Annotated in this window: 12 protein-coding genes and 2 tRNA genes; 5 read left to right on the top strand and 9 right to left on the bottom strand. The window is 60.1% G+C overall.

The window, feature by feature from the left end:
• Positions 1 to 33 precede the first annotated feature (33 nt).
• Complete coding sequence (locus ACI2KB_RS24790; RefSeq protein ID WP_404638972.1) at positions 34 to 807, bottom strand: hypothetical protein; 774 nt, start codon at positions 805 to 807, stop codon at positions 34 to 36.
• Between the two features lie 264 nt (positions 808 to 1,071).
• On the opposite strand from ACI2KB_RS24790, the gene ACI2KB_RS24785 reads away from it, so the two are divergent.
• Together ACI2KB_RS24785 and ACI2KB_RS24780 are read left to right on the top strand one after the other, a co-directional pair.
• Positions 1,072 to 1,147: transfer RNA gene (locus ACI2KB_RS24785), tRNA-Glu, on the top strand.
• Between the two features lie 4 nt (positions 1,148 to 1,151).
• A tRNA-Gly gene (locus ACI2KB_RS24780) sits at positions 1,152 to 1,227 on the top strand.
• Positions 1,228 to 1,291: 64 nt separating this feature from the next.
• Here ACI2KB_RS24780 and ACI2KB_RS24775 read toward each other — a convergent pair.
• The 5 genes from ACI2KB_RS24775 to ACI2KB_RS24755 all read right to left on the bottom strand — a co-directional run bounded on the left by ACI2KB_RS24775 (position 1,292) and on the right by ACI2KB_RS24755 (position 7,283).
• Complete coding sequence (locus ACI2KB_RS24775; protein WP_404638970.1) at positions 1,292 to 2,467, bottom strand: acyl-CoA dehydrogenase family protein; 1,176 nt, start codon at positions 2,465 to 2,467, stop codon at positions 1,292 to 1,294.
• On the bottom strand, positions 2,464 to 3,831 hold the full coding sequence (locus ACI2KB_RS24770; RefSeq protein WP_404638968.1) for an LLM class flavin-dependent oxidoreductase: 1,368 nt from the start codon (positions 3,829 to 3,831) through the stop codon (positions 2,464 to 2,466). Before ACI2KB_RS24770 ends, ACI2KB_RS24775 begins: the two co-directional genes overlap by 4 nt.
• A 26-nt stretch (positions 3,832 to 3,857) precedes the next feature.
• Positions 3,858 to 4,868, bottom strand: coding sequence for an ABC transporter substrate-binding protein (locus ACI2KB_RS24765; RefSeq protein WP_404638966.1), 1,011 nt, complete (start codon positions 4,866 to 4,868; stop codon positions 3,858 to 3,860).
• 229 nt (positions 4,869 to 5,097) lie between these two features.
• Positions 5,098 to 6,678, bottom strand: a complete 1,581-nt coding sequence (locus ACI2KB_RS24760) for a rhodanese-related sulfurtransferase (RefSeq protein WP_404638964.1) — start codon at positions 6,676 to 6,678, stop codon at positions 5,098 to 5,100.
• Complete coding sequence (locus tag ACI2KB_RS24755) at positions 6,675 to 7,283, bottom strand: cysteine dioxygenase (RefSeq protein WP_404638962.1); 609 nt, start codon at positions 7,281 to 7,283, stop codon at positions 6,675 to 6,677. Before ACI2KB_RS24755 ends, ACI2KB_RS24760 begins: the two co-directional genes overlap by 4 nt.
• 190 nt (positions 7,284 to 7,473) lie before the next feature.
• Here ACI2KB_RS24755 and ACI2KB_RS24750 point away from each other — a divergent pair, with 190 nt between their 5' ends.
• Together ACI2KB_RS24750 and ACI2KB_RS24745 are read left to right on the top strand one after the other, a co-directional pair.
• On the top strand, positions 7,474 to 8,379 hold the full coding sequence (locus ACI2KB_RS24750; RefSeq protein WP_404638960.1) for a LysR family transcriptional regulator: 906 nt from the start codon (positions 7,474 to 7,476) through the stop codon (positions 8,377 to 8,379).
• A 123-nt stretch (positions 8,380 to 8,502) separates the two neighbouring features.
• Positions 8,503 to 9,303 carry a class II aldolase/adducin family protein gene (locus tag ACI2KB_RS24745; protein WP_404638958.1) on the top strand — a complete coding sequence of 267 codons (801 nt, stop codon included), beginning with the start codon at positions 8,503 to 8,505 and terminating at the stop codon, positions 9,301 to 9,303.
• A gap of 176 nt (positions 9,304 to 9,479) precedes the next feature.
• On the opposite strand, the gene ACI2KB_RS24740 is transcribed toward ACI2KB_RS24745, so the two are convergent.
• The 3 genes from ACI2KB_RS24740 to ACI2KB_RS24730 all read right to left on the bottom strand — a co-directional run bounded on the left by ACI2KB_RS24740 (position 9,480) and on the right by ACI2KB_RS24730 (position 12,772).
• Entirely contained in the window at positions 9,480 to 9,890 is a 411-nt protein-coding gene (locus tag ACI2KB_RS24740) for a PA2817 family protein (protein WP_404638956.1), read from the bottom strand.
• A gap of 84 nt (positions 9,891 to 9,974) precedes the next feature.
• Positions 9,975 to 10,178, bottom strand: a complete 204-nt coding sequence (locus ACI2KB_RS24735; RefSeq protein WP_404638954.1) for a hypothetical protein — start codon at positions 10,176 to 10,178, stop codon at positions 9,975 to 9,977.
• A 149-nt stretch (positions 10,179 to 10,327) separates the two neighbouring features.
• Entirely contained in the window at positions 10,328 to 12,772 is a 2,445-nt protein-coding gene (locus ACI2KB_RS24730) for an acyl-CoA dehydrogenase (RefSeq protein WP_404638952.1), read from the bottom strand.
• 204 nt (positions 12,773 to 12,976) lie between these two features.
• On the opposite strand from ACI2KB_RS24730, the gene ACI2KB_RS24725 reads away from it, so the two are divergent.
• Positions 12,977 to 13,600, top strand: coding sequence for a glutathione S-transferase family protein (locus tag ACI2KB_RS24725; protein WP_404638950.1), 624 nt, complete (start codon positions 12,977 to 12,979; stop codon positions 13,598 to 13,600).
• The last annotated feature ends 81 nt before the right edge of the window (positions 13,601 to 13,681 follow it).

The following is a 13,681-nucleotide window of genomic DNA, read 5'->3' as shown; positions in this document are numbered from 1 at the left end:
GTCGCCGCGAAGCGCAAGGCCTGATTCAGGCCATTAATCGTAGATGGCCTTTTTCTTCCATTCGGCATCGGCGGCGTCCGCCTTCAAGCCTTCGCTCAGCTCGTTTTGGTCGTCATCGGTCGGGGCAATCTGGTCAAGCACCATGGCATTGACCCGCGCCAACTGACGTTCCATCGCCTGCAAATGCGTTTTCCACGGCGCGGGCTCTGGCTGGTTCTTCAAATACTGCACACCCCGTTCGAACGCCAGCCGTGCCTGACCGGGCTGATCCTGATTCAGCGCCTGCTGGCCCAGGTTGTTGAAGAACTCAATGTGCAGCAACACCAGCATGTTGCGGATTTCGCGAATCCAGTGCTTGGCTTCAGCCGTTTGCAGAAAGCCGTCGTGGGCGGCGCGCGTGACCTGACCGTGCATCGCTTCCAGCAGGAAACGCACATCCTTGGCCTTGGCTTCAGTCTGAATCGGGCTGACCGGGTTGTTGACTTTGATGTTGTCGCCCAGCGCCACCTGCGCTTCCAGTTCGGTCTCGTGTTCCTGAATGGCAGGGTTGTTACGACGCTCCAGAGCGATCAGGCGCTTGACCACGTTCAGTTCAAGGCGCACCAGCAGCAGTTTGAGCGCCGGGCTCATCAACTGGCCGGGGAAGGTCTCGGACAGTTCGCTGCAGCGGCGCAGACGGTCATTGAGCTCGACGAGGGTGCGGGCGCGCTCGACTTTTTTACTTTCGGCGACGTGGTTCAGGTAGCCGATCGCGATCAGGAGTACGATGCCTGCTACAACCAACAGGGTGATAATGAGTGGTGTCACCGTACAAGCCTCGATCAAGTGATAAGCGCCGAGTGTAGTGGCTACGCACTATCGCGGGAAGGCTCGTCATCGGCGCGTCTATTAATAGAGATGCCTGCCCGTCCTTTTGTATCGGCCATCCATGACCGAATTAGAGGGCGAAGTCATTGATTTGAATAAATTTTCATTGGGGGCTTGACGACCTCACCAACGATCCATAGAATGCGCGCCACTTGCAGCGTAAAGCACACAGCGAAGCGCAGCAGGGAGTGAATGTTGTAGCGTGTCCCCTTCGTCTAGTGGCCTAGGACACCGCCCTTTCACGGCGGTAACAGGGGTTCGAGTCCCCTAGGGGACGCCATATTGCGGGAATAGCTCAGTTGGTAGAGCACGACCTTGCCAAGGTCGGGGTCGCGAGTTCGAGTCTCGTTTCCCGCTCCAAATTCACGAAAACGCCGCTCAACAGAGCGGCGTTTTTGTTTGTGCGCGTTTTAGGTGATCACCATCATTGATCTCGTCGCCCTGCAAACACCGCCTTGCCCATCCCCTGCAACACCACATCGTTCTGCGGCGTGTGCACGCGTCCACACACGACATTGCGGTAGTGCCGCTGCAATGGGTTGTTGCGCGACAGGCCGGGATTACCAGCGGCCTCAATGGCCAGTTCCACCGCGCGGATGGCGTTGGACGTCACCAGATACTTGATCTGCGGCGCATGGCGGGCGGGCGTCAGGCCGTGGGTGGCTGAGTCGATCAGGGTCCGGTTGGCGAACAGCAGCGTGTCGATGTGACCAACGGCTTCCTGAAAGCGGGGCAGGGTCGACAGCGATGCGCCGAGGTTGGACGGGGTGCGGGTTTCGAGGAAATCCACCAGCCAGTCCTTTGCCGACTGCGCGATGCCGTCGTAGACCGAGGACAGCAACACCGACATCCACAATTGCCCGGACGCGTCGAGTTCCGGCTGGGGAGCGCTGGCCGGGTTGACGTTGACGGCGTGATCCAGCGGCACCAGCACGTCGTCGAACACCACTTCATGGCTGCACGTCGCGCGCATGCCCAAGTGATCCCAATCCTCGATGATGCGCACGCCTGGACTGTCCTTGCGCACCAGCCAGACCCCCACCAACGGCTCGTCATCGTCGCTGCGTGCCCAGACGTTGAACCACGTCAGGCCGTGGCTGCCGGTGGAGTAGATTTTCCGGCCACTGATTCGCCACCCCTCATCCGTGCGGCGCGCGGTCGTGACAGGCAACCCTCCACGTGAGGGGGAACCCAGATCAGGCTCGACCCGTAACGCATTCAGCAACGCGCCATGATGAACGGCGTCCAGTCCCACTTGCCGACGCAAGTGCTCTGGCCAGTGGGGTGTCTGGTGCAGCCGTGCGTGTTGCAAATATTGCATCACCAGAATCAGCGCCGTAGACGGCTCGCCCCGGGCCACGGCGCTGATGACCTGCTGCGCCTGTTTGAGATCCGCACCGCCGCCACCCAGCGCAGTGGGGACGGTCAGGCCGAGCAACTTGTGTTCATGCAGCAAACGGAAGTTGTCATGTGGGAATTCGCCACTCTCGTCGTAGCGTTGTGCGGTGTCTGCAAACTGCGCCGAAAGGCGCTGCAAGCATTCGGTGAAAGCCTGTTCCGGTTCGATAAACGCGGTGCGTCGGTTCAATCCGGCGTTCATGCTGAAACCTGCGCTTTATGGGATGGGGCAAGCGACGTCTGGTCGTCTCGCGCGGCGGTGTAGCGATTGACCGGAAACTCAAGACCGAAATGCTCGCGCAGGGTAGAGCCTGTGTATTCGCTGCGTTGCAGTCCACGCTTTTGCAACACGGGAATCACCAGCTCGGTGAAGTATTTCAGGCCGTCCGGCAGCAGCGAATTGATGATGAACCCGTCGCTGGCGCCGTTCTCGAACCAGTGCTGAATCTGATCGGCGACCTGTTCCGCAGTGCCGACGAATTCACGGCGGGGGCGGGAAAAGTCCAGTGCCACCTCGCGCAACGTCAGGTTGTGCTCCCGGGCCTGCTTTTTGATGCGGTCCGAGCCTCCTTTCTGGCTGTTGGACCCCAGATCGCCCAGGTCGGGAAACGGGGCGTCCAATGGGTATTGGCTGAAATCATGGTCATTGAACGGGCGACCGAGGGCGACGATAGCGTCTTCGATGCTCACAAGGTCCACGGCTTGCTGATAACGGTGTTCCACTTCTTCAGGGTTGCGACCGACGATGGGGCGGATGCCCGGCAGGATCGACAGCGTGTCCGGGTTGCGGCCAAAGCCTTTGGCCCGACGTTTGAGGTCGGCGTAGTAGGCCTTCGACTCTTCGAACGACTCGGCATGGACGAAAATCGCGTCGGAATATTCAGCGGCAAAGTTGCGACCGTCCTCCGAGGTCCCCGCCTGAAACAACACTGGCTGCCCCTGACGGGAGCGAGAGATGTTCAGCGGCCCCTTGACCTGAAAGAACTCGCCCTTGTGGTTCAGCGTATGCAGCTTGCTGCGGTCGAAAAACTCACCGGTCTGCTTGTTGCGCGTGAGCGCATCATCCTCCCAGGAATCCCACAGCCCTTTGACCGTCGCCACATGCTCCTTGGCGATGCGATAGCGCACAGCGTGGGGCGGGTGTTCGGCCTTGCTGAAGTTGTCGGCGGTGCCGCTGAGCCAGGAGGTCACGATGTTCCAGCCCGCGCGCCCGCCGCTGATGTGGTCCAGCGAGGAAAGCTGTCGAGCCACTTGAAAGGGTTCGGTGTAACTGACCGTGACGGTGGCCACCAGGCCGATCTTCGAGGTCGTGGCCGCCAGCGCCGACAGGATGGTCAACGGTTCGAAACGGTTGAGGTAGTGCGGGCTGGATTTCTCGTGAATGTGCAGGCTGTCGGCGATGAACACGAAGTCGAATTTCGCGTTCTCTGCCAACTGCGCCTGATCCTTGTACCACTGGAAATTGGTACTCGCGTCGGCGACGGCATCCGGGTGGCGCCACTCGCCCCAGCCGTGGCCGACACCGTGAACCATCGCGCCGAGTTTGAGTTGACGAGGTGTGCTCATGGGAATGCTCTCCTTTTCCTGGCCGCTCAGCGTGCCGCTTGTGAATCGGTTTTCTCGGCAGCCTGTTCGGCGGCCAGGCGAATGGCGTTGAATTGGGGATCGAAGCCGTGGGATACGTCGACGTGCTTGTTGAGGATGCCTTCGCGCTCGTAGATGTCGGCGGTGTTTTGCAGCCCCTGGATCACGTTGTCATCAATGCTGACACGCTCCATTTTTGTATCTTGATTGACCGCCAGATGGACCTCGACGGGCAGCCCCGTGACCTTGGCCTGCGCCGCCGCGTATTCCTTGGGATGGGCGTTGACCCAGCGATAGGCGCGGTCCAGACGCACGACGAAATCATCCAGTTGCGCACGTTTTTCCGTGATGGCCTTGCTCGTGGCCGCGAGGTAGGAGTGGTTGGTCAGCAGGTCCGGGCCGTTGGGCAGGATGCGCGCGCCGTTCTGTGTGGCGACTGTGGTATACGGCGCCCAGGTGGCCCAGGCGTCGGCGTCGCCGTTGTCGAGGATCAGTCGCGATTCGCTCGGTAATAGATAGACGAAGCTGACATCGCTGGTTTTCAGCCCGGCCTCGTTGAGCGCACGAATCGCCAGATAATGGCCGATGGATCCACGCCCGGTGACGATGCGTTTGCCTTTGAGGTCGGCCACGGACTGGATCGGCGAATCATTGCGTACGATCAGCGCGGTGGTGTAGCGCCCGTTGACGTGGGTGATGCTGATCACCTTCAACGGACCGCCCGCGCCCAGGGCGAAGACGTAGGGCGCATCGCCCAGCGCGCCGACATCGACAGCGCCCGCGTTCAACGCTTCACCGAGTGGAGAAGCAGAGGGGAATTCGGAGAACTTGATTTCGTAGGGAACGTTTTTCAGCTCGCCGGAGACGTCCAGCAGGACCTTCAGCGCGGATTTCTGGTTGGCCACCAGCAGCGGTTGCAGGGCTTCGGCAGCGTGGGCGAATTGAGTGAAAGACAGGGCGAACAGCGCGCCGAGCAGCCATGGCTTGCGTCGGCGCAGGGGTGGAAACAGGGTGAACATTGTCGTGTTCTCCAGGCTTGAAGTCAGGTAGGCAGCCTCCGCCTGGAGAAGGGGTCGGCATAGCGTTGTAAGTGTGTTTGAGTTAGACGCCGTTCTTGTGGGAGCCGGCTTGCTGGCGAAAGTGGTGAGTCAGTTATGGGAGATCTGACTGACCCTACTGCTTTCGCCACCCAGGCGGCTCCCACACGGGAGGTGTGTTCGGCAGCAAAATATCTACGTGGCTTCGGGCTCAGATCACATGAAAACCATGGGTCCCATCGCGGCCCAGCTGTTCCACCAACCCGAACTCCCAATCCAGATACGCCTGCATCGCTTCACGCGGCGCATCGGTCCCTTCATAGGGGCGGCGGTAGCGGTCGATGCGGGGCGAGGCGAGGTGGCTTTCGCCGCTTTCCAGTTCGAATCCGGCGGCAACCCAGCTCGCGGTTCCGCCGTTGAGCAGAAACACCGGTTTGCCAGTCAGGGCTTCGACTTCCGGGACCGCCAGACGCGCCAGTTTGCTGCTGCCGCACGTCAGCACGTACTGCTCGGCAGCCGGAATCTTGCGCAGGGCGTTGGACAGGTCGGCACGCAGTGTCCACCAGGCGCCGGGAATGTGCTGCTTCACGTAATTGGCGCTGGCTGTGAAATCCAGCACCGCCACGCTGCCGCGCAGCTGCCACTGGCGCAGGGTGTCCGGGCTGATTTCCTCGACCTGCCAAGGCGTCGGAATGGGTGCATGCCAGGCGCCTTTTTCGCTGAATTCCGAAGCCTTCACGCCATCGAGCACGTACACCTCCCAGCCCAGTTGCGCGAGCCAGGAGGCCGACATATCGGCGCGCACGCCGTTGTCGTCCACCAGCACAATCCGCGCACCGCGCACGCTGGCGTAGTGATCGGTTTCCTGAACCAGTTGGCCGCCCGGTGTCGAGCGCGCGCCTGGCAGGTGCCCGGCCTCGAATTCCTCCGGGGTGCGCACATCGAACAGGTAGGTGGTGCGTGTCGCGTCAGCGTGCCAGACGTTCAGATCGGCGCGGGTGGCGCGCTTCACCCCGGCTTTGTCCGCCACGTTGCGGGCATCGCTGCGGGCTATGTTCAAGGTGTCGTCGCTGACCGCCGGGAATCGCCGAGATTGCCCGTGGTCCAGTGTCTGGCCGGCCAGCAGCCAGCCGATGGTACCGTTGCGCAAAGCAGAAATCGGGTTCGGCAGCCCAGCGTTCACCAGCGACTGAGTGCCAATGATGCTGCGCGTACGCCCGGCACAATTGACGATGATGCGGGTCTGCGGGTTCGGCGCCAGCTCGCGGGCACGTAGTACCAGTTCGGCGCCGGGCACGCTCACCCCGGTCGGAATGCTCATGGTCTGATACTCGTCGAACCGGCGGGCATCCAGGACGACGACATCGGCTTTGGCGTCCAGCAGTTGTTTGACTTCCTCCGCCGCCAGCGACGGGGTATGGCGATGATGTTCGACCAGTTCGCCGAACGCCTTGCTTGGCACGTTGACGTCGATGAACAGTTCGCCGCCTGCTTCGCGCCAGCCCTGCAATCCACCTTCCAGCAATCTGACATCGCTATAGCCCAGATCCGACAAGCGGGAGAGGGCGATCTGCGCAAGCCCTTCGCCGTTGTCGTACAGCGTAATGGCTGTATCCCGACGAGGAATGCGCGACAGCAGCTCCAGCTCCAGTTTCGACAGCGGGATGTTGGCCGCGAACAGCGGATGGGCTTCTGCGAACGGCGCTTCTTCGCGCACGTCAACCAGTGCCACTTCTTCTTTGGCCAGCAGGGCGTTGCGAATATCGGCAAATGAACGAGTGCTGTGAGTCATTGGGCTTGGTTCTCTTTGGACAGGTCCCAGATGTTCGGGAGGTAAGCGTTTGAATAGCCGGAAATGAACAGTTTTTCGCTGCCGTCAGCCTGGTAGACGGCGCGTTTCACGGCGCCGATGTTGGCGCCGTAGACATGAATGCTGATCGACACTTGATCGTCGAAGGCGTTGCTGACTTGGTGTATGTCGTTGCTACGGGGGGACAGCGCCTCGACATGGCCGGGTTCGAGCCGAATGGCTGTGCCTTCTTTTTCCAGACGCCCATCGGCGCTGCGAGCGAACCCTTGCGAATATTCGGCGCCGCGTAACATGCCGATCAGACCCCAGACACGGTGATCATGGATGGGCGTGCTTTGCCCCGGCCCCCAGACAAAGCTGACCACGGAAAAGCGCTGGCGGGAGTCGGCGTGCAGCAGGAATTGCTGATAGCGAGTCGGATCGGGTACGGCGAACTCATCGGGCAGCCAATCGTCATGTTTCACCAGTTGCCCGAGCAGTTTTCCGCCACGATGCAGCAGGTCACCCTCTCGCGGGTTGCTGTCAATCAGTTCGGCCAGTGCGCCAATGAAAGCGCGCAGTCGTTCGGGGTGTCGGGGTTGGCTCATGTCGGCTCCGTGACGAGTTCGGTTAGCCAATATAAGCATAATAATTGTTATTAATATGCTATTTATTGATGATTAGGATATAACGAAAAAGCATTTGTTCGGCGTCTGTCGGCGCTCGGGGTATCCAGCCACGTCGATTGGAATTATGCTTTTTGCCTATCTTGTCTCTCTTTTTCCATGTGCGAACCGAATGAAAATTGATGATATCGATGCCTTCGTGGCGGTGATTCGTTGCCAGTCGATCAGTCACGCTGCTGAATCGCTGGAGTTGACCCAGCCGGCGATCACCCGTCGGGTACAGAACTTCGAGCAAGCGTTGGGTGTCGAGCTGTTCGACCGTAATACCAAGCCACTCAAGCCGACAGCCATGGGCATGCAGGTGTATCAGAAATGTCTGGCGATTCTGCGTGAAATGGATTCGCTGCGTGAACTGGTGGCCAGCGACACGCCGCCCAGCGGTCTTCTGCGTCTAGGCGTGCCGCAAACCATCGGCGATGTCGTGCTGCTGGACGCGTTGAAGCACATGCGCGGGCGATTTCCTGACCTGCGCGCTCAGGTGGTCACCGGCTGGGGCAGCCACCTGATCGGCAAGATCGAGAATGGCGAGCTGGATGCCGCAGCGGCGCTGTTCCCCGCAGGCAAGATTTTTCCCGAGGCGATCATTGGCGAATCCATCGGCAAGATGGAGTTGGTGGTGGTCTGTGACAAGGAGCGTTTGCCGAAGAAGCCGGTCAAGCTGGCCGATTGTTTCGAGCAGGGCTTCGTGCTGAACCCCGACGGCTGTGGCTTTCGTGCCGGTCTGCAACGTACCTTGGCTGATCAGGGCCTGAGCCTGAAGGTCAATCTGGAGACCTTTGGCACTGAGTTGCAATTGGGGTTGGTCGCGGACGGCATGGGGCTGGGATTGGTGCCGCGTCCGTTGTTGGAGCGCAGTGCCCACCGCGATTTGCTGGCCGAGATGCCGCTGAAGGATTTCAAACCCGTGCTGGATTTGTGGCTGATCTACCCGCGCTTTCTGGGGAACTTGCAGGCGCCGGTCTCGCTGTTCGGACGATTGGTAGCCGATGCGTTGAAGCAGGCGCGAGAGGCAGCCTGAGTCGTTGGTCATGATAATAAAAAATATTGATAATTAGCTTAGAAGAAAATGTGATTTTTAAACATTTTCGCGCACGCTTAGGCTCCGTCGACACGTCTATTCCAGACTTACAGGGAGTCATGCATGAGCAACGTCAGTCCTTTGCCCGTCCCGCCTGGTTCAAACAATGTGCGAGAGCGGGTCAGTCCTGAAGAGTGGGACGTACGGGTCAAGCTCGCCGCGGCCTACCGCATCGCCGCACTCAAGCGCTGGACAGATCACATCTACACGCATTTTTCAGCGCGGGTGCCAGGGCCTGACGAGCATTTCCTGATTAACCCCTTCGGCCTCATGTTCGACGAAATCACTGCATCGAATCTGGTCAAGGTCGACATCGACGGCACCCTTGTCGATGACCCGACCGGCCTTGGGATCAATAACGCGGGCTATGTTATCCACAGCGCCATTCACGCGGCGCGGCCCGACCTGCAAGCGGTGCTGCACACCCACACACGCGATGGCATCGCAGTGTCGTCGCAGAAGAGGGGTTTGCTGCCGATCTCTCAGCACGCGCTGGCGTTTTCCGGGCGTGTCGCCTACCACGGTTACGAAGGCATCGCTCAGGATCTGGGCGAGCGTGAACGGCTGGTGGCGGATTTGGGCGACAAGAGCGTGATGATTCTGAGAAATCATGGCTTGCTCACGGCGGGCGTCAGTGTCGAGCATGCGTTCAAGCAACTGCATAATCTGGAATACGCCTGCAATATCCAGATCGCTGCGCAGGCTGCGGGCAACGCAGAGCTGATCTTCCCGCCCGAGGACGTCGTGAAGAAGGTCGAGGAGCAGGCCAGAGTGTTTCACGACGGCAGAGGCCCTGGCGTAGCGCGGCACTGGAATGCGTTGATCCGCGAACTGGATCGGCAGGGGACGGCGTACCGCGAGTAGGGGCTGGGGATGGTCTTCTGTAGCGGTCCGGCTTGCCGGCGGCAGCGAATTCGATGGCGCCACCGTCAGCAAACCGGACGGCTACAGGCCTCAAACCACCAGAGAACCTTCGCTATCAGGAGTGACATTCATGCGACCTTCCCAGCGTTCATGGGGGACTGTTGCGCTGAATCCGCTTAGTGACGCGAGCCATCTTGCCCCATCGCCAGCAATTGCTTTTCCTGGTCCCAGTCGAACGGTTCCTCGTTCTGCTCGGCCTCGTAGCGGCGCTCTTCCAGCGCGGTGTACAGGTCGATTTCTTCGTCGGGCATGTAATGCAGGCAATCGCCGCCGAAGTACCAGAGCAGGTCGCGAGGCACCAGGTGCGCGATTTGCGGGTAGCGCTGGATGACCTGACACAGTAAATCCTGGCCCAGATACTGACTTTCGATGGGCTCGACCGGCAGCAGAGCCAGCAACTCGTCATAACGTTCGATGAACAGCGCGTGGCTTTCTTCGGGCACCTGTTCGGCTTCACCGAGCGCGACCAGAATGCCACGCAGGTGCGTCAGCAGGTTGAGAGTGCGGTCGAGATTGGCGTCGGCCATGATGAAGTCCTCAGAGACAAAAAACAGGCGCGGGAGTATAGATCCCCGAGCAGGCCGACGCATCCCCCGAAGCAGGGTGTCAGTTCAATGCCATAAGCCGGCCAGATAACGGTGCCCGGCATCCGTCAGGGCCAGATTCGCATAAGGATGGTTGGGGTTCGGCTGGCGCGTGACAAAACCGATGAGCAGCAGGGTTTGTAGGGTCTGGGTGGGTTTGCCGCTGAAGATATCCTCCCCCGAGGCGATTTCAGCGAGCAGGCAGCGATGAGTCATGCGTTGATCGATCATGATGCGTCCCCTTGGTGTTTTCTTGTTGTTACCGGGGAGTGTAGGACAGGGTTCGAGAAATGTGCAGGCTAGAGCGCTATTTCAAGAAAACCACATTCAATTGGTGGAATACGAAACCTGTGGGAGCGAATGAATTCGCTCCCACAGGGTTAACGGGTTTTTCCTTCAGAGGGCTTCAACTCCTCCTTATCAAAATCATCCACATCGATCACCTTGCGTCGCGCCGCTTCCGCTGCGTGCAGTTTCTGTGCTTCGCTCGCTTGCAGCACGCCCGCGTTCAATGCCGCATCGATCACGTGCTCGCCGCCCGCTGCTTTGAACTGGCCGCCCTTCATTGCGTGGTGCAGTTTTTCGTACAGCGGTCTGGCGTCATTCAACAGATCCACAGCCCGCTGCAACGCACCGACCGGATCGTTTTCCGACGTCGGGCGGTAGCAACCGGCGAGCAATGATTCCAGCGCCGGGTCGCCTTTGGTGCGACCGATGATCTGCGCAACCTCGGCATCCAGCGCATCCGAAGGGCCTGTGTGACGGCGGCCCAGCGGGAACACGATTGCCCGAAGCAATCCGCCCAGCACCCGGTTCGGGAAGTTGCTCAGCAGTTCATCCAGTGCACGTTCCGACTCGCCCAGGGCTTCTTCCATCGACCAGCGAAACAGCGGCATCAGCGCTTCGGGATAATCCAGATCGTGGTAGCGCTTGAGCGCAGCCGAGGCGAGGTAGAGATGGCTCAACACGTCACCCAGTCGCGCCGACAGCCGTTCGCGCCGTTTCAGTTCGCCCCCCAGCAACATCATGCTCAGGTCGGCCAGCATCGCGAACGCTGCGGCCTGACGGTTGAGTGCGCGGAAATAGCCTTGGCTCAAGCGGTCGCCGGGCATGCTGTCGAAATGACCGAATCCCAGATTCAGCACCAGCGTACTGGCCGCGTTGCGCACCGCGAAACCGATGTGTTGCAGCAACAGGTCGTCGAATTCCTTCACTGCCTGGTCACGATCCTCACGTCCGGCCAGCACCATTTCCTTCAAGACGAAAGGATGGCAACGAATGGCGCCCTGACCAAAGATCATCAGGTTGCGCGACAGAATGTTCGCGCCTTCGACGGTGATGAAAATCGGCGCGCCTTGCCATGAGCGCCCCAGATAATTGTTTGGCCCCATGATGATGCCTTTGCCGCCGTGCACGTCCATGGCGTGGGTGATGCACTCGCGGCCACGTTCGGTCAGGTGGTATTTCAGAATGGCCGACAGCACGGACGGTTTTTCGCCCAGATCCACGGCATTGGCGGTCAGCATACGGGCACTGTCCATCAGCCAGGCGTTGCCGCCGATGCGCGCCATGGATTCCTGAATGCCTTCGAAAGCCGCGAGGGGCACGTTGAACTGCTCGCGAACGCGGGTGTATTGACCGGTCACCAGGCTGGTGTATTTCGCCGCGCCTGTGCCCACGGCAGGCAAGGAAATCGAGCGGCCCACGGACAGGCAGTTCATCAGCATCATCCAGCCTTTGCCGAGCATGGCCTGGCCACCGATCAGGTAGTCCAGCGGGATGAACACGTCTTTGCCCGAATTCGGACCGTTCATGAAGGCTGCGCCCAGCGGCAGGTGACGACGACCAATTTCCACGCCCGGTGTGTCCGTGGGGATCAGGGCCAGGCTGATGCCCAATTCTTCCTCGTCACCCAGCAGGTGCTCAGGGTCATGGGCTTTGAACGCCAGGCCCAGCAGGGTCGCGACCGGCCCCAGCGTGATGTAGCGTTTTTCCCAGTTCAGGCGCAGGCCAACGACCTCTTCTCCTTGCCATTGGCCTTTGCAGATGATGCCGGTGTCGGGCATGGCGCCCGCGTCGGAACCTGCCAGCGGTCCGGTGAGGGCAAAGCAGGGAATATCGTCGCCCCGGGCGAGGCGCGGCAGGTAGTGATTGCGTTGTTCGTCGGTGCCGTAATGCAGCAGTAATTCAGCAGGCCCGAGGGAGTTGGGGACCATGACAGTGGACGCCAGATCGCCGCTGCGGGTGGCCAGTTTCATCGCGACCTGGGAGTGGGCATAGGCCGAAAAGCCCTTGCCGCCATATTCTTTGGGGATAATCAGTGCAAAGAAACCGTGTTCCTTGATGTGTGCCCAGGCCTCGGGCGGCAGATCCATGTCCTGACCAATCTGCCAGTCACTGACCAGCGCGCACAGCTCTTCGGTCGGGCCGTCGAGAAACGCCTGCTCTTCTTCGGTGAGTTGGCTTTTTGGATAGGCGAGCAGGGTATTCCAGTTTGGGCGACCGCTGAACAGCTCGCCGTCCCACCAGACGGTGCCCGCGTCGATGGCGTCGCGTTCGGTTTCCGACATCGGCGGCAGCACTTTCTGAAACCAGGCGAACATCGGCGCGCTGAAGTGTTTGCGCCTAAGGTCCGGCAGGGCCAACGGCAACGCGACGGCGAGCCACAACACCCAGGGAATGATCATCCAGCCATGGGCATGACTCAGCGCACCCATCGCCAGCAGATAAATCGCCACAATCCCCAGTGCAGGGAAGGGCGCGATACGCCGATGGGCCATCCAGGCCACGCCGATCACCAGCACTACGATCCACAACAACAGCATAAGAATCCCTCCAGAAAGACCCGCAATCTCGCACGCGGTCGCTCTGGCCCGCGCATCGTTAGTGACCCCGTGCCGTCATGGGAGTTCTGGCGCTGGCCGATGCGCGTGAAGTTGTGGCTCGAACACCCCCTTCTCGGAGTAGACTGACGGGCCGCAGGCATATGCCAGCAATTCGTCCATTCGCGCACAGGAGAACAAGAAGCCATGTTGAAAATCTGGGGCCGCAAGAATTCGTCCAACGTTCGCAAGGCGTTGTGGATTGCCGAAGAGCTGGGGCTGACCTATGAAGCGATCAACGCTGGCGGGGCTTTCGGTTTGAACAACCAGCCGGAATACCTGGCCAAGAACCCCAACGGCGTGGTGCCGATGATCGAAGATGGCGACTTCGTGTTGTGGGAATCCAACACCATCGTGCGTTATCTGGCCGCGCAACACGCCGCCAATTCTGCGCTGTATCCGAGTGACCCCAAGGCGCGCGCTCAGGCCGACAAGTGGATGGACTGGACCACGTCGACCCTCGCAGGCCCATTCCGTACCGTGTTTTGGGGCGTGTTGCGTACCCCGGCCGAGCAGCAAGACTGGACACAGATCAACGCGGCCAAAGTGACGCTGGAAGGTTTGCTGCGCATCGTCGACAAGGCGCTGGCCGACCAGCCGTATTTGTCGGGTGCTGAATTTGGCATGGGCGACATCCCGCTGGGCAGTTTTATCTACGCCTGGTTTGAAATGCCGATTGAACGTGTCGAGCTGCCTCATCTCAAAGCCTGGTACGAGCGTCTGAAGCAGCGTCCGGCTTACCGCAAGGCGGTGATGACGGAACTGACGTAAGCCTTAGCGCGTTAGATTAATAACGACTATCAATAGATCTCGCTGTACTTGCGCGACGTCGGCACGCAACATTGGGGTCCG

Origin of the sequence: Pseudomonas sp. NPDC088444 (assembly GCF_044900175.1) — a bacterium.
GTDB lineage: Bacteria > Pseudomonadota > Gammaproteobacteria > Pseudomonadales > Pseudomonadaceae > Aquipseudomonas.
The sequence above is the reverse complement of the archived record's forward strand: the minus strand, read 5'-3'. Positions and strand labels throughout refer to the sequence as shown.